Genomic DNA, 18,242 nt, shown 5'->3' on the forward strand with positions numbered 1-18,242 from the left:
TCTCAGGCTTCCGGGCGCGCGGTCCGGGCCGGCTTGAAGATGTCGGCGACGGCGGCTTCGGCGAGGTCGTGCGCCTCGCCCGCGGCGACACCCAGCCCGCGCAGGAGGCCCTCGGCCAGGTCGCGCGCCAGAGGCCGGGCGCCGTCCGCGGTCCCGCGCTCCAGGGTGCGGGCGACGCCGATCTGCACCACGCCCACGGCCAGCAGAATCCCCGCCTCCAGACCGAGGCCCTGGAAGCGTCCCGTCCCCAGGCCCTGCTTTATGTCGGCGCGGACGCCGGCGTTCATGGGCGCGTCCGGCACGGCTGCGCCGTGGAACAGGCGCAGCATCATGCGCGCCGGCTCGGGGTAGTCCGCCGCGTTGCGGATGAAGAGGCACAAGGCCCGGGCCACCCGCTGGGCGGGATCGGCGACGCCTTCGCCGGCGATGGCTACGGTCGTCTCGGCCGACTTGCGCGCCTGGTCGGCCAGGGCCAGCGCCAGGGCGTCCTTGTCGGCGAAGTGGTTGTAGAAACTGCCCTTGGCCACGTCGGCGGCCTGGACGATCTCGTCGATGCTGACGCCGTCCACCGAACGCTCGGCGAACAGCGTCTGGCCCGCCTTCAGGAGGGCCGCGCGGGTGCGCTGGCGGCGGCGGTCGGGGCGAGGCTGGGACATGGTCGTTCAAATTTGACTATATGGTCATTATTGAACTATATAGTCAGAAAATCAAGCCCTACGAAATCAAGACCGCGTCGGGGAGGCGCCAATGACCCTGCAAGTCGACGTGTTCTGGTCGTTCCGCAGCCCGTACTCGTACCTGGCGACGACGCGCATCGCCGAGATCGCCGCGCGCTACGACGTGGAGATGCGCATCCGGCCGGTCTATCCCCTCGCGGTGCGCGTGGACGGGTTCTTCGACCGCCAGGACCCCCGTTGGCTGATGTATCTGGGCCGTGACTGCTATCGGACGGCCCAGATGCTGGGGATGACGTTCGGGCCGCCACGGCCCGATCCCATCGTCATGAACCTCGCCACGCGCGAGATCCCTCGGGAACAGCCCTATATCCGCCGGCTGACCCACCTGGGCCAGGCCGCCTGCGAGGCGGGCCGGGGCATTCCCTTCATCTGCGAGGTCGCACGCATCATCTGGGACGGTCAGACCGATGGATGGGACCAGGGCGACCACCTGGCCCGGGCGACGGCCCGCGCCGGCCTGGACCTGCCCACGCTGGAGGCCGTCGTCGCCGCCGAGGGCGACCGGCTGGAGGCCGAGGTCCAGGCCAGTCATGCGGCCCTCGACGCCGCCGGCCACTGGGGCGTGCCCACCTTCGTCTTCGAGGGCGAGCCCTTCTTCGGTCAGGATCGGATCGACGTCCTGTTGTGGCGGCTCCGCCAGCACGGGCTGACCGAAAAGCCGGCCGCTTAGTTTGCGGTCTCGGTCTCGGGGATCACGTCCACCTCCACCCGCAGCGACTGCGGGCCCGAGGCCAGGATGATGCCGTCGATGGGCGCCACGTCGGCATAGTCTCGCCCGACCGCGAGGATGATGTGGTCGTCCTCCGCCAGGATGGCGTTGGTGGGGTCGAAACCGATCCAGCCCAGGCCCGCGCCGCACCAGACGCCGATCCAGGCGTGGGTGGCGTCGGCGCCTTCCAGCCGCGGCTGGCCCGGCGGCGGCACCGTGCGCAGATAGCCGCTGACGTAGGCGGCGGGCAGGCCCAGCCCGCGCAGGCCCGTGATCATCACGTGGGCGAAGTCCTGGCAGACGCCGTGGCGGGCGTCGAAAGCCTCCAGCACGGGCGTCGTCACCTTTGTGGCGCCGGGATCGTAGCGGAAATCGGCGTGGATGCGCCGGTTCAGCTCCAGCGCCGCCTCCACGATCGGCCGACCGGGCGGAAAGCTCTCGCGGGCGTAGTCGGTGATGGCCGCGGTGATCGGCGTCCGCTCGGTGGGATAGATGTAGACGGCCGGTCCATCGGCCTCGATCGAGGGTTCCGTCAGGGCCGCGGCCCGCACAGTCTCCCAGGCCGGGCTTCCGCCGGCGTCCGGCGGTCGGGGCGAATGGACGTCCACGCGCGAGACGGCCTCGATGGTCAGCGTGTTGTGCGGTCGGTCGACCACGACGGTCAGCGTCCGTTCCCCGAAGGGGCCTGTCCGGTCCACGGTGACGGACGGCCGGGGGGTCACCTTCAGGTCGGAGGCCAGCACGGTCTGATGGGCGTTGGACACCGGCGTCAGGCGCAGCACGCAGCGCGCATAGGTCACCGCGGCGTCCCCGTAGCTGTAGATCGTCTTGTGCTTCAGGTCGTAGATCACGCCAGCCCCACCAGCTTGACCGTCGGGACTGCGCTGGCGCCCTGGAGGAAGTAGCGGTCCGCGACGGCGTTCGAGAACCGCATCAGGGCGCGTTCGAACCGAAGGGCCTTGTCGGCGGTGAGCTTGCGCGCGTCCTCGGTCTCCACGTCGGCGACCAGCGTGAGCAGGATGCGTTGCGGCTCCTCCAGCATGCCGTCGTCATTGAGGGGCGGCAGCACCGACAGGTGCTCCTTGAGCGTCTGGAGCTGGAAGGCCAGCGAGCGGGTGTTGAACGGGTCCAGCATGACCAGATCGCGCACCGGCGTCAGCGCCAGGCCCGCAAGGTAGCGCGCGCGGTAGGTGATCTGGCTGTCGTTGAGGTCGAGCAGAAGGTCGAGATCGTCGGTGGTCGCCTCGTCGCGCGCCAGCAGCCGCGAGAGGCGGCAGGCGTTGACCCCGCGCTCGATCCGCCGGCCGATGTCCAGGAACCGCCAGCCGGCCACCCGGTTCATGTTCTCCTGAGCCAGGCCCGACAGCGCCGCCATCGTCTGCAGGGCCCGGTTGGTCAGGCGCAGGACGTCGGCTTCGGTCTCGAGCCGTCCGGCCTTGGCGAGTCCCCCTTCGATCCCCACGAGCAGCGCCCAGAAGTCGGCCGACAGACGCTCGCGCATCGAGGCCGCCGTCCGCATCTCGGCCCGGATGGTCGAGATCACCGAACCCCAGGCGTCGGGGTCCAGCAGCGCGCGCCCCGCGGCGTGCACGACGTCGGCCGCCGGGGCGCTGAGCGCGCCCCATTCGGTCAGTAGGAGCTGGAGACTCTCGAACGTCTCGCCCGCGGCATGGGCGGCCGCTTCGGCGGCGATGCTGCTGGTGCAGAGGCTGCGCACGACGCGCAGGGTGCCCTCGGCCCGTTCCATATAGCGGCCCAGCCAGAACAGGTTGTCGGCCGCCCGGCTGGGCAGGTGGCCCATGATCCGGCGCACCTGCACGCTGTCGGCGCTGGGCATCAGGGTCATGCGCTCGACGGGCTTCTCGCCGATCACCCAGACATCGGCCGCGCGCGCGCCTTCGCCCATCGAGATGGCCCGGACGTCGGGACGGTCCGACGTGCGGCAGAAGCCGCCCGGCATCACGCGGATGCCGTCCGGGGTCGCCGCCGCAAAGACGCGCAGGACGAACGGCGCGGGCGAGAGGCGGTCGTCCTTCAGCACCGGCATGGTCGAGAGCCGGACCACCTCCTGGCCCACGAAGTCGGCGGGTCGGTCCCGCAGGCTCTGGATCAGGTCGTCGCGTTCGGCGGGCGTCATGTCGGCGACCATCCGCGACTGCGACAGGATGCTGTCCCCGCCGGGCGCGTTGAAGGCGGGCGCGATGGCCAGGTCGTCGAGGCGGATCTCGACAAGGGCCTGTTCCGCGGGTTGGCCGCACCACCAGGTGGCGACGTGGGGCATGGCCAGGTCCTCGCCCAGCAACTCCTGGCAGAGGCGTGGCAGGAAGCCCATCAGGGCGCGGGACTCCAGCACCCCCGAACCCGGCATGTTGAGCACGGTGACGCCGCCGGCGCGGATGGCATCCAGCATGCCCGGCGTGCCCAGCCGCGAGGCGTTGTTCAGTTCCAGCGGGTCGATGAAGCCCGAGTCCACGCGCCGCAGGATCACGTCGGCCCGCTTCAGCCCGGCGATGGTCCGCACATAGACCTTGCCGTCGCGGGCCACCAGGTCGTCACCCTCGACCAGGAGGAAACCCAGATAGCGGGCGAGATGCGCCTGCTCGTCATAGGTTTCGCTGAACTTGCCCGGCGTCAGCAGGCAGATGCGCGGATCGCTGCGATCGGCGGCCGAGGCCAGGCCGCGCCGGTGGGCGTCGAAGAACGGCGCCAGCCGATGGACGTTCATCGTGTTGTAGAGGTTCGGGAATGCGCGGCTGACGGCCAGCCTGTTCTCCAGCGCGTAGCCCAGGCCGGACGGCGCCTGAGTCCGGTCGCCCAGGATCCACCAGCGACCGTCGGGGCCGCGGCCCAGGTCGGCGGCGTAGATGTGGGTGTGGCGGCCGCCGGGCGGCGCGATTCCGCGTACGGCGCGGATGAAGTCGCCGCTGCCGGTCAGGGCTGCGGCCGGGAGGCGACCTTCCGCCACCATCCGGGCCGGACCATAGATATCGCGGAGGAGGGCTTCCATCAGCCGGGCGCGCTGGGCGACGCCGGAGGAGATCTCGTCCCATTCCGCCTGGGTCAGGATCAAGGGCAGAGGATCGATGGGCCAGGTGCGCTCGGCTTCGTCCGCCGCCGGACGGTAGGCGACGCCGGCGTCGCGCAGATGCCGGGCGGGCAGGGCGAAGCGCGCACCCGGATCGCCGGCCGGGAAAGCGGCGAAGTGCCCCAGGAAGTCCAGCCAATGGTCGCGCGGGCGGCCCCGCGCGTCGAAGAGTTCGTCGGGAACGCCCGGGATGGGCTCATACGCCCGCAGCCACTCCCGCAGGCGGCGGGTCGCCCCCGGCTCGGCCGCGGGCTTCCCTCGCCGCGTCGCAACGGATGTGTCGGCGGCCACCAGTTTCCCCCGGTCCTGCGGTCAGAGATCCCACGTTCGGCGGCGGACGGTATCATAGCGCGCGTCCGGGTCGAGCCGTCCGGGGCTTCGCTGGCCGCGACTCCAAGCCTCTGCTATGGCCGCGAAGCGGGCCCGGGGTCCGCGGGGAGGGAAGCCCGAATGCCTCGCCTGTTCCTGTCGGTCGACATGGCCGGCTCGACCGAATTCAAGGCCCGGTTCACCGGCCAGGGCGCGGACGGTTGGCTGGAAGTCTTTCGCACCTTCTTCTCCAGCTTTCCGCTGATGCTCGCGGGTCAGATCGGCTTCGAGTTCCTGGACGACGATGCGACGCCCTCGATCGACGTCTGGAAGGTCATGGGCGACGAGGTCGTGTTCGCCACCGAGCCGACGGGCGCCGAGGAACTCACCTCGATCCTCCTGGTGCTCCAGCGCACGATGCGGATGTACGAGGCGCGGCACTTCGAGGAACTGCCGCTGCGGCTGAAGGGCGCCGCCTGGTTGGCCGACGTGGACGGCCCGAACATCCAGATCGAGATTCCCGAGCTTTCCTCCAAGAACGGGGCGCATATCGACTATATCGGCCCCGACATCGACCTGGGATTCCGCATCTCGAAGTTCTCCCGGCCGGGTTGCCTGACGATCTCTCTCGACGTGCTCGAGACGGTGCTCGGCGCGCGGAACGCGGCCAGCGCTGCGGTCTACATCATGGGCCGCGAGCCGCTGAAGGGCGTCCTGTTCGGCCGGCCCTATCCGATCCTGTGGATGCTCGACGCCGAGACCGCCTTCGACTTTCTGCCTTGGGAGGTCGACGCCGACCCGCTGATGGCGGCCGCCCTGCGCGCCGAGCCGGCGTCGATCGAAGACCTGCGAAAGATGATCGCCGACATGCGCCTGTATCTGAAGCGCATGCACGGCCGCGACTGGGCGCCCGTCAGCCTGACCTAGGCGGGCCGTCCCAGCGCACCACCAGGATCGCGATGTCGTCGGACTGGGGCGCTTCTCCCACGAAGACGCGCACATCGTCGGCCAGGCCCTCGGCCAGCGCGCGCGCCGACCCCCCCGTCCGGGCCTCGGCGAGGGCCGCCTCGATGCGGCCTACAGTGAACAGGTCGTCGGCGAGGTTTGCGGCCTCGGACACGCCGTCGGTGAACAGGATCAGGGCGTCGCCGGGCGAAAGCTGGAAGCGTTCGGTGCGGAACGGCATGTCGTCCATGACGCCGAGCGCGATCCCGCCGCCCTTGGCCAGACGTGAGACGCCGCCGTCGGCCCGCCGGACGAACGGCGCCTCGTGGCCCCCGTCGGCGTACTCCACCTCGCCCGTCCGCAGATCCAGCACCCCGCAGAACGCCGTCACGAACATCTGGCCGGCGTTGTCGCGGGCCAGCTCGTCGTTCACGCGGGCCATGATCTCGCCGGTCGATCGCGTGGTGAGCGAGGTCGCCTTGAACAGCGTCATGGTCATGGCCATGAACAGGGCCGCCGGCACGCCCTTGCCGGAGACGTCGCCCACCACGAAGAACAGCCTGTCACGATCCAGGAGAGCGTAGTCGTAGAGGTCGCCGCCCACGTGCTTGGCCGATTCCAGCAGGGCGTAGACGTCGATCTCACCCCGCTCGGGAAACGGCGGGAAGGTGCGGGGCAGCATGCCGATCTGGATGTCGCGGGCGGCCGACAGTTCACCCTCCACACGCTCGCGCGCCGCGGTCGCGGCCTGCATGTCGGCCAGGTAGCGCTGCAAGCGGGCGATCATGGCGGTCATGGCCTCGGCCAGGCTGCCCACCTCGTCGCCGCGCCGGCGGCTGATGGCGTTCATCGCCGCGACCTCGCGCTCGTCCGGCTGGAAGTTTCGTTGACCCATGTTCTCGGTGAAGGTCGTGAGGCGCATGAGCGGCTGGACCAACCGGTCGACCAGCAGCCAGCCGACGGCCATCGAGGCGGCGAAGATCATGATGCCGACGGTGATCGCCATCCGCAGGGCGCCGGCGAGTCTCTGGCGGACCATGCGCAGGTCGACGTCAGCTCCGACCACATAGGTTCGTTCGTCCACCCCCCGCACCGGGAGGTAGAGCGAGCGGAAGTGACCGAACTCGTCGTCGTATTCGTCGAACCGCATCTTGCCGTCGGCGAAGCTCTGGCGAAGGGCGGCCGGCGGGCGCTCGTAGAGGGCGAAGAACGGCACCTCGCTTCGCGTCTCCATCTCCCGCTGGGTGGCGCTGGTGGAGACCGTGCGGATATCGTCGCCGAAGCGCATGTAGGTGTAGACGTAGACGAGATCAGCGCGCTGGGCGAACCGCGACAGGCGGTACTGGAGCCTTCCATACTCCTCTTGGGGTATGGAGTCGGGGCCGACGATACGGGCGTGGTACAGATCGGGCGCCATTTCGTTCACCGCCAGCACCGCGGTGGTCAGGCGTCCGTCGATCCCGGCCATGATCTCCCGCCGGTCGATCCGGTACAGGACTGTCGAGTACGCGACCGCGGAAACGAGATTCAGGGCGCCCAGCAACAACAGAAGTTGAGTCTTGAGCCGGAATCGCCACCGTCGTTGGGGCGCAGCGTCTGTGGCGTCGGTCATCGCGCTCAGGGACCCGCAACGGTTTCGAAGGGAACGTCCTGCTAATCATAGGGGAATTACGGACAGGCCGTTAACGAGGACGGATCGGGGGTGCGGGTGCGGGGGCTTGCGAGCCGGCTTTTCAAGGTCGAGGCGGGAGAATGGTCGAAACTTCTCCAGTTCGGGGTGTTCGGCCTCCTCCTCCAGACCGGGATGGGCGTGGGTTTCGCCGCCGGTGACGCGGCCTTTCTCACCAACGTGGGCGCCGACAAGCTGCCGGTGATCTTCCTGCTCACGCCGGTGGTGATGCTGGTCTACACGGCCGTGTTCTCGTACCTGCTGGTCCGGTTCTCCATCGACCGGGTGGTGGAGGTGACGCTCGGCCTGCTGATCTTCGGCGGCGCCCTGCTGTGGGGCCTGATGGAACTCGGCCTTCCCGCGCCCTGGAACACGGGTCTCTACTATGCGCTGAAGCTGTACCTGGCCGTCTGGTACATCGGCCTCTATTCGCTGTTCTGGAATTTCACCGACAGCTACTTCGACATCCAGGACGCCAAGCGTCTGTTCCCGCTGTTCGCGGCCTTCTGCGCTTTGGGAACCACGCTGGGAGCCTTGATCGTCAGCCTGCTGGCGAACGTCCTGCCCATGCACGGCTTCATGCTGGTCTGGTCCGGCCTCGCGCTCGCCACGGCGCCGGTGGCGCTGATGCTGCGTCGCCGCTGGCGCAGGATCGCCGACAGCGACTCGGATCTGGACGAAGGGAGTCACGGCGTGCGCGATCAGGCGCGGATGGTGGCCGAGGTGTTCCGCACCTCGCCCTACGCGGTCGCCCTTGTGGGCACGCTCTTCGTCACCCTGCTGATGACCAACCTGGCCGAGTATCAGTACTCGGTCGTACTTCAGGAAGGCCGCAGCGAGGCCGAACTGGCGGCGCTGTTCGGCCAGCTCTATGCGGCGGCCAGCGTGTTCAACCTGATCGTCTGCCTCTTCGTGTTCAACCGTCTGGTGACGCGGATGGGGGTGCGCAACGTGGCGCTGATCCTGCCGCTCACCTACTTCGCGGTCTTCGCAGTGTTCTTCCTGGTGGGCGGCGAAATGGCCGCTCTGGGGGCGTTCTTCGCCTATCACGGCGTGCTGACGTCGATCGAGTACAACAACCAGAACCTGCTCTTCAACGCGACGCCCTCCCATGTGAAGCGGCCCTTCCGGACCGTTGTGGAAGGGTTGTGCGAGCCGCTGGCCAGCCTGCTGTCGGGCGCGTTCCTGCTTCTGCTCGCGAAGCACGTGGACATGCGGGAGCTGTCGGGCATCGGCGTGTTGCTGGGCGCGACCCTGGTCGGGGTCGTGATGCTGCTTCGCCATACCTACCCGACCGCCATGGCGGCCAACATGCGCCGCGGCTGGCTGAATTTCGGCGAGTTGGCCCAGTCCGCGCCCCAGTTCGACGAGGCCGCCCGTGCGGCTCTGGAGGCCCGGGTCGATACGCCGGATTCCGGGGCCGCGAGCGCGGCGCGGGCGTTGCTCGACGATCCCGCCGGCGCCCCGTCGTCGCGACCGCCGGACGAGGCCGGCGACGGCGCGTCGGTCGAGGTTCTCGCCGCGGGACTGGCCGACCCTTCGCCATCGGTTCGCGAGTCGGCTCTGCAAGCCCTGTCGGCCCGCGCGGACGTCGGGGACATCGGGCTGGTCGGCCCGCTGGTGGCCGCCCTGGACAGCCTGGACCAGGAGGGTCGCCGCACGGTCCTCGGCATGTTGGCCACGATCGGCGATGTCGATGCAATCCCGCAGATCCTGCCCGCCGTCGCCCAGCTCACGCCGCGCGAGCTGCGGGCGGCCGAGGCCATGCTGGTCGAGATGGGCGAGGCGGCGGCGCCGCGCCTGATCCAGGCCATGGCGAACGGCCAGGCGCCGTATCGCGCCCGCGCCGTGGCCGCCCGTGCGCTCTGCGTGCTGTCGCACGCCCAGTTCCTGACCCAGCTCGACCGCCTGGTGGGCGAGGAGCTGGCCGACACCACCCTTCGCCAGGGGCTCGTGGAGCGGTTCGAAGCCCAGGCCGATCGTTCGCCTGCGCTGGGTCTTCTGGCCGAGGCGGCGCGTCAGCGGATCGCGGAGGCCGTCGACTTCGTACTCGAGCTTCTGGCCCTGGGCGGTCGGTTGCCGGATTTCGACCTCCTGATCGTGTCGCTGCACTCGGCCAACCCCAAGGTCCGGGGCAATGCGATCGAAGCCATCGCGGCGGGTGTCGATCATCCCACCTGGCGGCGCCTGGAGCCCTTGCTGCATCGCAGGCGCGAGGGCGGGAAGGCGGCCGATACGGGAGACCTGATCGCCGACCTCGCCCGGGCGGCCGCCACGTCCCAGGGCTTCGATGCGGTTGTCGCGGCTCAGGCGCTTCGCGATCTCGCACCCCCCGAGATGCTGGCCGCCCTCGCGCGCGGCGTGGTCGAGCCGGGCCTGGCGCCGACCTATCGCGAAAGCCTCGTCCGCATCCTGGCGGGGGGCGACGACGAACCCACACTGGTGGATCTGGTCGGCGCGATCCGCACGCGGCCGGATCTGTCCGCCGCCTCCATCGACGCCCAGGCGGCGCTGGCCCAGCGGGTCGTGCGCGAGAAGCCCGCGGGCCCATCCGTCGAACTTCCTCTGGGAGCCGGCCGTGCGCGCTGGCTCTGCATGTCGGATGTGGAGGAGGTGGCCGCGCGGCGTCCCGACCTCGCACTTGCGATCCTCAAGGCCGGAGACGGGCGCGCCTATGCTGCGTGACGCCAGCCCCATCAAGACGCTGCTCTGGCGGACGTTCACCCCGGCCATCGTCGTGCTGGCGATCGGGTTGGGCGGCCTGGTCTATACGCGGTTGTACGACACCATCCTGGACGGCTTCTCGCGCAAGCTGGTGACGACCAGCGCGCTCACCGGGGCGCTGATCGATCCCGCCGATCACGACTTCCTCATACAGGCGGCGTCCGTCCGGGCGCCCGCGGAGTCCGTCGAGGCGATGCCGCAGTACCTGCGCAACGTCGAGCCGATGCGGCGGATCCGCGAGGAGCTGGATCTCACCTACCTCTACACTCAGGTGCTCGGGGGCCTGAAGGACGTGATCTACATCCTGGACTCCACCGTCGGCGACGAACATTCCCTGTTGGGATCGGAGGACGAGCTCACCGAGGAGACCCGCGCCGGCCTCCGCCGGACCACCGAGGGCGGTCCGATCTATGTTTCGCCCATCGAGTTCCAGGAGCAGTGGGGCCTGCTCAAGACCGCCGCCGCGCCTGTGAAGGACCGGTCGGGCAAGATCGTCGCCACGGCGGGCGCCGACGTGAACATCTCGGTGATCGAGGTGGCGACCCAGAACGCCCTGTTCGCCAGCGCGCTGATCGGCCTGGCCTCGCTGATGGCCAGCGCCCTGGTCACCTTCCTGATCGTGCGCTGGGTGGCCGCGCCCATCGAGCGCCTCAAGGCCGAGGCGCTCCGCATCGCCGCGGGAGACCCCGCGCCCCCCGCAGACACGGCGGCGCCGAAGGAAGTGCGACGGCTGCGTCTGGCGCTGGCCGAACTGGCGGCCAGGCTGACGGCCGACATGCGTGAAGCCTGGAGCCGCACCAAGGCCGAGGATCGCCAGCGCGACGAGGCGCTGTTGACCCAGTCGCTTCCGCCTGCCGCCCCGGTCGTCCTCACGCGGGACAAGGTCGGCGCCGTCGTCTGGCGACCGTCGGACGACGGTTTGGAGGCGCGCCTGGAACATCGGGCGATGGTCGTCCTGGCCGGCCGCATGGCCGACGATCCGAAGCTGGCCGGCCGGTGGCGCGACCTGGCCGTCGCGCGGCGCGGCCTCGTTTCGGCGGAGGCGGGCGCATGATCGGGGAGGATGTCGTCGACCGCCTCTTCGCATTGCGCGCGGCCGGCCCGTTTCAGCGGCTGGAGACCGCCGAGCTCCTGCTGATCGCCAGCCATGTGCGGACACGTCACTACGCACCGGGCCGGGTGATCCTGGCGGCCGGCGCGGTCGCCGACCTGCTGGTGGTGCGGGTGGCCGGCGCCGCGCGCCTGGGACAGGCCGAGGCGCCCGAGGTCTTCGATGCGCCCGGTCTCCTGTTCGGTCTCCCGGCGGCGGCCGACTATGTGGCGGGCGACGCGGGGCTGGACGCGCTGGTGATCGCCAAGCCGCATGTGTTCACCATCGCCCGGGAGTGCCCAGAGTTCGTGGTGGGCCTGCGGGCGCTCGCCGTCGCGTCGCCGGATGCGGAGCGGGCGGCGTGAGTATCCGGCGGATATTCCTGGCGCTGGTGGCGCCGCTGTTCGTGTTGCTGGCCGCGGTGAACGGCGGGCTGTTGTATGTGTGGGAGAAGGCCGAGGCCGAAAAAGGCCTGGAGGGCGAGGCGATCGCCGCCGCGGTGACGGTGGCGGCCTTCCTGTCGACGCCCGAGCGCACGCGCGCCGCGTTGTCCGACGCTGTCCGGACGCACGCGCTCGAGCAGGCCGTGGTCCGCTCGCCCGGCCTGGAGGGCGTGTGGATCGTGGAGTCGGGCCGACCGGCGCTGAGGTTGGCAGGCGCAGGCGAAATGGCGGGGCTCGGACCGGTGGCGGCAGGTCCGCCGCGGGCTCTGCCCGTGCGACGCGATCAGGGCGGGCCGCATGTGCTGGGCCTGGCCGACGCCGGCCCGGGCCGAACCGTGGTGGCGCGCATCGACGCCGCGCCTCTGTTCGAACGGGTGGCCGGGCTTCAACGCCTGATCGCCTTACTGATCGCCGGAGCGGGAGGTGTCGGCCTGGTTCTGGCGCTGGTGATCGCGCGGATGATCGGTCGCGAGCTGGCGCGAAACAGCGCCCAGGTGGCGGCGGACGACGGGGCCCCGGCGCCGGACGAAGCCGCCTTCCGTATCCGCGAGACCCGTGACCTGGGCGCCGCTGTCCGCCTGATGCGGGCCAGCGTTTCGGGCCGGATGGCGCGAGGTCGGCGTGAACTGCTTCGGCGCGACCGGAGCCGTACGCCGGTCACCAGCGTGTCGGCCCTGCGTCCCTCGCTGTCGCCGCCGGTCGTGGCGGAAGCAGCCGGGCGGCGGGTCGCGGCCCGGCTTGTCGGAGCACCTGCGCCCGGACTCTTCGTCGCCTTCTGCACGCGGGAGGACCGGGCCGGCGCGGTCCTGGCCGAGGCGACGGCGGACTCTCCGGCCGACGCGCTGGCCCTGGCGCTCACCGCTCGTCGCGCCCTGGAGGCGGCGCTGCTGGACGGCGATCCCGCACAGCGTTTGGACGATGTCCGCGCGGCGTTCGGCCTCTCGCGCGCGGTCTGGAAGGTCTGGTCGGCCGACGAGCCTGCCGAAGGGCTCGAGGTCCTCGGCCTCGCCGGGGACCCCGACGCCCTGTGTCGGGCGCGAACCTATGCCGGACGGGCGGGGGGGCTCGCGCCCGGAGAGGTGCTCGACGACCTCGAGGTGCTGCTGGGCGTCGACGGCGCGATCGCGGTGATCGGGCCGTCGACGCTCATCGAGCCCCCTTGAGGCGGTTGGTCGGAGGCCCCGGTCAGCGGGCCAGCTCGTAGAGGCCCGTCACGTCGATCCGGACCCGCAGTTCGCCGCCCGACACGGGCGAGCCCGCGTCCTTCATCTCGGCGCGCATCGCCATCATCGGCATCGGCGGCTGAGGCGCGTAGCCCCCGCCTTCGCTGAGCGACACCAGGCGCTGGATCCGGTGGCTCGTGGCCCGTGCGTAGAGGTCGGCCTTGGCCGACAGGGCCTTTACCGCCGCTTCGCGCGCCGCGTTCTCGGCCGCGGTCGGGTCCTTGAGGCCGAACGATATGCCGTGCACCTGGTTGGCGCCGGCGTTCACCGTGGTGTCGACCGCGGCGCCCAGGCGCTTCAGGTCCTGAACCTGGATCGTCACCTGGTTCGACGCCTGGTAACCCACCAGCGTGGGGGGCTGGTTTTCCTGGTATCGGTACTGCGGCGACAGGTTCAGGTTCGAGGTCTGGATGTCGCGCTCCGCGATCCCGGCCTTCTTCAGGCTCGCCATCACGGCGTTCATGCGCTGGGCGTTGGCGGTCATGGCCTCGGCGGCTGTCTTGCCCTCGGTCATGACGCCCAGGGTGATCGTCGCCATGTCCGGCTCCACGCGCACCTCGCCATAGGCGGCCAGGTTGAGGGTGGTGGCCCGGAACAGGCTGTCGGCCGCCGGCGGCGCGGCCTGGGCCAGCGCCGCGGGCGCCGCCGCAGCCGTCGCGATCGCCAGGCTCAGGCCCGCGGCGCGCATCAGGTTGTTCATCGGGGAAAACTCCAGTCCGTGTTGGGATGGGCAAGCGTCGCAGTCCGTACCTGAACACAAGCTTTAAGCGACGTGCAGGTCATGGTAACGCGCGGATCGCCGCAAACGCTGCAGGGGCCTGTAGCTCAATGGTTAGAGCCGGCCGCTCATAACGGTCTGGTTGCAGGTTCGAGTCCTGCCGGGCCCACCAGCGCATCTCTTTCCGTTATTTTCATTGATTTTCCTGAGATTACGGGGGAGAGGCGCTTGTAGGCGCATACAAAGAGCATACAAAATGGCGCGATATCCAGGTCTGACACTTCAGCGGAACACGTACATCGCCCGCATTGTCGTCCCTGCTGATGTCCGCCGGATTATCGGAAAGCGCGAACTGATTCAGTCGCTCCAGACGGGGGACTACAAGGAGGCGGTCAAAAGATGGGGGCCGGTCCACAAGGCGTTTAAGGAGCAGATCGCGCGCGCGCGCGCGAAAGGCGAAGCTCCGAAATTGGACACTCAGGCTGCGAGCAATGCCCTGACCAAATGGGGCATGATGGTGATGCGGGAACCTGTCGATCTGGTGGAGCCAGAAACGGAGACGCCGTGGCTCGTCGCTCGACAGATCGCAGCCTACGACCGCGCATCACAAGACCCGGACGCGTGGCACTTAATCCCGAATTTCGACGAGATGGCCGCGTACATGCTCACCAAGGGGGGGCTTCGAACACGCGTAGGTGACCCCATCATCGCCGCCATGCGCGGCGAAATCGCCACCTACCTTGCCTACGCTGCCAGGCACGTCGAAAGGCAGCGCCTCGTGATGGCCCGCGAAAGCTTCACAGAAGCCGCGAAGCTGGCAAACCTTGACGATGTTGGCGTGATGCCTGAGCGCCCGTCGCAGCCGCTTCCTGCGCCCTCTATGACGCTTCAAAAGCTCCATGATGAGTGGATGGGTGCGATCAACGTCAGCGAGAAGGAGCGTGGTCGGCTTGATCACCAGATTCGGCGTCTCATCGAGTTCGTTGGCGACATCCCAGCCAATCACCTCAGCAAAGATCAAATTCGCGACTTCATGGCCACCGTCGCCCGGATACCCCGCCGAAGGTCGGCAAGACTGCACGTATTGCCCATTCGAAAGATGATCGAGACCTTCGAGCGGGAGAATTCGAGGCTGCCAGAAGTCGAGCGGATAGGCACGCTTACGGCTACCACGGTCCGCGAGTGGTATGGTGCCTATCGTCGGATGTACGACTATGCCGTGGCTATGGGACGGTTGGACGACAATCCGTTCGAGAAACTGAAGTCGAAGTTCGTGGTGAAGGGGGCCGAAAGCGTCAAGCGTCGCGCCTACACGCCCGCTGAAATCACGGCAATTTTCACCAAGCCAATGTTCCAAGGCTTCGATGGCGATGGCAAGGCTGGTTACCGGCATAAGCCAGGGACGACGCTCGTGCGCGACGCCAAATACTGGCTCCCCATCCTTGCGCTGTTTCATGGCGGGCGTCTGTCGGAGATGGCAGCGGCCCGACTCGAACTCTTCCGATGCGTGAAGGACGAGGCGAACGATAATATCTGGTTCTTTGACTTAACCACCCTCATTCGGGTGAAGAATGACGGTTCGAAGCGGATCGTCCCGCTGCACCCGCACATGATCGAGCTTGGCTGGCTGGACTACGTTCAAGCTCGTCGCGAGGCTGGCGACAGGTGGCTGTTCCCCGAACTCAACCACGACAGCAAGTACGGGGCAGGGCACGAGTTCTCCAAGTGGTGGGGCAATTGGTGCGACAAGAACGGCTTTCCCGACCGCACGATCACGCACCATTCGTGGCGGCACACGTGGAAGCGGCGTGCTCGTCAGAGCCCAGTTAAGGAGGAGATGCACGATGTGCTCTCCGGCCACAAAGGGACGACGGTCAGCCGGGGCTATGGAGAAGGCGCAGATATCGAGCCGCTGGCTCGTGATATGGCTTTGATTACCTTTCCTGAGTTCCCGGCGCTGCCGATACGAGCAGAGGTCAAAGGTTGCGACCTACGAGCGGGCGACTGATGTTCGGCTGACGACCTCGGCGAATAGGTCCGTAGGGCTCATTCCCATAGCCTTCGCCATTCCGATGAACTCGATCACGTCCACGCGGCGCTGACCGCGCTCGATGAGCGAAATGAACGTCTGATCCCGCCCGATTCGTTGGGAAAGTTCGACCTGTGTCAGGCCCGCCGATTTGCGGGTCTCGATGAGAACCTCGACGAGGTGCTGATGGTCGCCGCCGAAGATCGTCTTGGGCACTGGTCGCCAGCCTTGGTGAGTCTGGCGGTCCAACTAAATGCGATTTTTCCGTAGGACATTTTTCCGTATTCTTAGCGAATGGGCGCCATCCATCACGCGTCCCACTGCAATGGAGATGTCCCGTGAAAACCTACAAGGCCAACGTGCGCGTCAACGGGCGGATGGTTGAAGTCCGTGTTCAAGCACGGAGCAACATCGACGCGCGTGCGATGATTGAAGGTCAGTACGGCAAGGGCAGCATCGTCACCGGCCCGAACCAGGTGGGGTGAGGGCTACGCACTTGGCCGATGACCGCTCCCTCTTCGAGCGTGACTACGCCTTTGTCCGCGGCCTCGCGAAGGCCACCACTCTGGCCGTGCTGCTGCCGAAAGGCTTCATCACCCGGCTGTTCGAAGCAGGGTTGATCCTATTCGTGCTGGTGCTGGTTTGGGGCGTGTTCACGGGACCCAGGACGCCGCCACCGCTGAGCATCGTGAAGGTAGATGGGCCCGTCGAAGGCCTCACCTATCGCGTGTCGGCGCCCAGCGGTGACGGTGCTCACGCGGTGGAGTTCCGCAACGATCTTGATGTGCGCGTAGGCGAGGTGAGGTTCCACTGCCTGTCTCCGACCTCGGGACGTTTCGAGCTACTTTTAAGCCAGTCGTTCGAGCCTCGCACATCCGGCGCAGAGACCGTCTACGGCCAGTCGGCAGATGCGCGGACGGCATGTAAACTGAAATCCTACGAGACCTACCCGCATTGATGGGTGACGTGTGGCTCCGTCCTTGATGCCAACAGCGTGGTTCATCCGATAGTCGGACCTGAAGGCTATATCCGCGCGCCCGTCGAACAAGCGACAGAAACGAAGAAGCCCCTGATTGGTGGCTTCGCGGCCGCTTGGGCGTGGAGCAGATCTGGGCTCGTTCCATCCATTCTGAGCATGGCGTTGCCCGACCTGAAGCGGAGCGTGGCATTGCGGTTCGCGAGCCCGGTGAACAGGGGTCTGAACCCATACCCGCGCCCTTCTTGAAAACCGAACCGGGACGCCCCTTCGGTCAGCGTCAGCCTGAGCGCCTCCATGTGGTCGCTCAGGCTTTGATAATCGGGCGCCATCCGAAGCGTCGCCAGGACACCTACGCCCAGGTCACTTGCGACGAACTCAAATATACCTTGGGCGGCGCGAAATGCGACAAAGCCTGTCGCGGCTGCGGCGGAGTGTTCGTCGATATTGGCGCGAAGCTCGCCGATCGCCGCCACCATTTGTGCGGCCCAGTCTCGCGTCATTCCGGATGAAATCGCCGCTCGTTGGGCGTCCATTGCGAAGCTCGTCCAGTCGAGGGAGCTGGACGTGGCGTTGAGCGTCCCCAGCATACGGGACATTGGACAAATCCAGCGATTCTCGTTCCGAGCGACGGCGGCGGCGAGGCCTCGAAATGGCCGAGGGTCGAGGCGATTGGCTGCTTCAAGATCGGGCAAGTTACCCGAGCGCTGAAGCTGGAGCGCTTCCAGGAAGGGGCCAAGCCCATGAGCGCGCCACGACCAGGGCAGGTGACCCAGATCAAGCCGCCCGCGCTCAGCCGCGAACGCGAGATCATCGACCGCAGAGAAATCCAGCACCTTGGCAGCGTCGCTCACAGTCACGCCGCCGTCCCAAAGTTTCGGAGAGGCGGCGCCGCCAGCAGCCCAAGGACTTCGCTGATAACCTGGACGTTGTGCTCGAAGATCTCGTCCAGCGGTTCGTCCACGCCTGTCGGTGAGGCAAGCCACTCGATGCCCACATTTCCGCGCCGGGCGGCACGTTGGCGCTTCATCGCTTTCATGAAAGCGGACGTGTCGAGGATCACGACCTGGGCAAAGGCCTCGGCCAACTCGGGAACGAGTTCATGTCCGCCACGCACAACGAGGGTCAGCGGACGGCCAATGTGTTCGGCCAGGCCCCGAAGCCAGCGCGTGTGCAGATTGCGGCGTTCCGCCCGGCCAGCACCCGTCGTGAACTCGTAGGCGATGTGAGTGATTTCAGGCCTCTCGGCAATGAGGTCGCCCCACCGGCCAAAATCTGCCTTGGTCCGGCCATTCACGTGTAGGGCGGACAAGAGCCCTGCCTGTTGAAACTCCGCATGTACAAGCGCGATCCGCTTCATCGAGTGCAGATCGTCCCAGCGAGGTGCGTTTGAAAACAGGCTGTAGTTTGGGGTCGTGACCATGGTCACTCCCAAGCTGATGAGCTTCTCGATCACCGAGCGGCGCCGATCTTCGCCATACCCCCATGACGTGACCCCCGTTTCTCATCCAGTCGTAACGAGAGTCCTGGGTTGATCTGAGCCGTGCTCGGCGGGGGTTGCAAGAGGCCGGCGCGCGGAGACATC

The 18,242-nt window shown here is 67.9% G+C and carries 17 protein-coding genes and 1 tRNA gene; 10 read left to right on the forward strand and 8 right to left on the reverse strand.

Going from position 1 to position 18,242, the window contains the following annotated elements:
* Positions 1 to 2: 2 nt before the first annotated feature.
* Complete coding sequence (locus ABS78_RS18905; RefSeq protein ID WP_293383041.1) at positions 3 to 656, reverse strand: helix-turn-helix domain-containing protein; 654 nt, start codon at positions 654 to 656, stop codon at positions 3 to 5.
* 91 nt (positions 657 to 747) lie between these two features.
* On the opposite strand from ABS78_RS18905, the gene ABS78_RS18910 reads away from it, so the two are divergent.
* Positions 748 to 1,407 (forward strand): DsbA family protein, encoded by a 660-nt coding sequence (locus ABS78_RS18910; protein ID WP_293383043.1) that lies wholly within the window; start codon positions 748 to 750, stop codon positions 1,405 to 1,407.
* Here the strand turns inward: ABS78_RS18910 and ABS78_RS18915 are convergent.
* Together ABS78_RS18915 and ABS78_RS18920 are read right to left on the reverse strand one after the other, a co-directional pair.
* Positions 1,404 to 2,297 (reverse strand): transglutaminase family protein, encoded by an 894-nt coding sequence (locus ABS78_RS18915; protein ID WP_293383045.1) that lies wholly within the window; start codon positions 2,295 to 2,297, stop codon positions 1,404 to 1,406. The two genes, ABS78_RS18910 and ABS78_RS18915, sit on opposite strands and share 4 nt — an antisense overlap.
* On the reverse strand, positions 2,294 to 4,822 hold the full coding sequence (locus tag ABS78_RS18920; protein WP_293383047.1) for a circularly permuted type 2 ATP-grasp protein: 2,529 nt from the start codon (positions 4,820 to 4,822) through the stop codon (positions 2,294 to 2,296). Before ABS78_RS18920 ends, ABS78_RS18915 begins: the two co-directional genes overlap by 4 nt.
* A 159-nt stretch (positions 4,823 to 4,981) precedes the next feature.
* Between ABS78_RS18920 and ABS78_RS18925 the strand changes: the two genes are divergently transcribed.
* Positions 4,982 to 5,767 (forward strand): hypothetical protein, encoded by a 786-nt coding sequence (locus ABS78_RS18925; protein WP_293383049.1) that lies wholly within the window; start codon positions 4,982 to 4,984, stop codon positions 5,765 to 5,767.
* Here ABS78_RS18925 and ABS78_RS18930 read toward each other — a convergent pair.
* Positions 5,754 to 7,397, reverse strand: coding sequence for a SpoIIE family protein phosphatase (locus ABS78_RS18930; protein WP_293383051.1), 1,644 nt, complete (start codon positions 7,395 to 7,397; stop codon positions 5,754 to 5,756). The two genes, ABS78_RS18925 and ABS78_RS18930, sit on opposite strands and share 14 nt — an antisense overlap.
* Before the next feature lie 96 nt (positions 7,398 to 7,493).
* Between ABS78_RS18930 and ABS78_RS18935 the strand changes: the two genes are divergently transcribed.
* Genes ABS78_RS18935 through ABS78_RS18950 form a run of 4 tightly spaced genes read left to right on the forward strand, consistent with a single transcriptional unit; the run spans position 7,494 to position 12,874 of the window.
* Positions 7,494 to 10,139, forward strand: coding sequence for a hypothetical protein (locus tag ABS78_RS18935; protein ID WP_293383053.1), 2,646 nt, complete (start codon positions 7,494 to 7,496; stop codon positions 10,137 to 10,139).
* Entirely contained in the window at positions 10,129 to 11,232 is a 1,104-nt protein-coding gene (locus ABS78_RS18940; protein ID WP_293383055.1) for a hypothetical protein, read from the forward strand. Before ABS78_RS18935 ends, ABS78_RS18940 begins: the two co-directional genes overlap by 11 nt.
* Positions 11,229 to 11,633, forward strand: a complete 405-nt coding sequence (locus ABS78_RS18945) for a hypothetical protein (protein WP_293383057.1) — start codon at positions 11,229 to 11,231, stop codon at positions 11,631 to 11,633. Before ABS78_RS18940 ends, ABS78_RS18945 begins: the two co-directional genes overlap by 4 nt.
* Positions 11,630 to 12,874 (forward strand): hypothetical protein, encoded by a 1,245-nt coding sequence (locus ABS78_RS18950; protein ID WP_293383058.1) that lies wholly within the window; start codon positions 11,630 to 11,632, stop codon positions 12,872 to 12,874. Before ABS78_RS18945 ends, ABS78_RS18950 begins: the two co-directional genes overlap by 4 nt.
* Positions 12,875 to 12,896: 22 nt before the next feature.
* Here the strand turns inward: ABS78_RS18950 and ABS78_RS18955 are convergent, their stop codons facing one another.
* Complete coding sequence (locus ABS78_RS18955; protein WP_293383060.1) at positions 12,897 to 13,634, reverse strand: SIMPL domain-containing protein; 738 nt, start codon at positions 13,632 to 13,634, stop codon at positions 12,897 to 12,899.
* A 114-nt stretch (positions 13,635 to 13,748) separates the two neighbouring features.
* Between ABS78_RS18955 and ABS78_RS18960 the strand changes: the two genes are divergently transcribed.
* Positions 13,749 to 13,824 (forward strand) — tRNA-Ile (locus ABS78_RS18960).
* A gap of 84 nt (positions 13,825 to 13,908) precedes the next feature.
* Complete coding sequence (locus ABS78_RS18965) at positions 13,909 to 15,660, forward strand: DUF6538 domain-containing protein (RefSeq protein ID WP_293383062.1); 1,752 nt, start codon at positions 13,909 to 13,911, stop codon at positions 15,658 to 15,660.
* Here the strand turns inward: ABS78_RS18965 and ABS78_RS18970 are convergent.
* The gene (locus ABS78_RS18970; protein ID WP_293383064.1) at positions 15,643 to 15,897 is read right to left on the reverse strand and encodes a helix-turn-helix transcriptional regulator; all 255 of its coding nucleotides are present in this window, start codon (positions 15,895 to 15,897) and stop codon (positions 15,643 to 15,645) included. The two genes, ABS78_RS18965 and ABS78_RS18970, sit on opposite strands and share 18 nt — an antisense overlap.
* Before the next feature lie 122 nt (positions 15,898 to 16,019).
* On the opposite strand from ABS78_RS18970, the gene ABS78_RS18975 reads away from it, so the two are divergent.
* Together ABS78_RS18975 and ABS78_RS18980 are read left to right on the forward strand one after the other, a co-directional pair.
* On the forward strand, positions 16,020 to 16,166 hold the full coding sequence (locus ABS78_RS18975; protein WP_293383066.1) for a hypothetical protein: 147 nt from the start codon (positions 16,020 to 16,022) through the stop codon (positions 16,164 to 16,166).
* Positions 16,167 to 16,177: 11 nt separating this feature from the next.
* A complete protein-coding gene (locus ABS78_RS18980; RefSeq protein ID WP_293383068.1) occupies positions 16,178 to 16,639 on the forward strand; it encodes a hypothetical protein in 462 nt (153 codons plus the stop codon).
* Between the two features lie 65 nt (positions 16,640 to 16,704).
* Here ABS78_RS18980 and ABS78_RS18985 read toward each other — a convergent pair whose 3' ends face one another.
* Positions 16,705 to 17,511, reverse strand: a complete 807-nt coding sequence (locus tag ABS78_RS18985; protein ID WP_293383071.1) for a hypothetical protein — start codon at positions 17,509 to 17,511, stop codon at positions 16,705 to 16,707.
* Positions 17,512 to 17,513: 2 nt separating this feature from the next.
* Positions 17,514 to 18,113: a DUF4417 domain-containing protein gene (locus ABS78_RS18990; protein WP_293383074.1), complete on the reverse strand. Its 600-nt coding sequence runs from the start codon at positions 18,111 to 18,113 to the stop codon at positions 17,514 to 17,516.
* Positions 18,114 to 18,242: the final 129 nt, after the last annotated feature.

It is taken from the genome of Phenylobacterium sp. SCN 70-31 (genome assembly GCF_001724605.1).
Classification (GTDB): domain Bacteria; phylum Pseudomonadota; class Alphaproteobacteria; order Caulobacterales; family Caulobacteraceae; genus Phenylobacterium.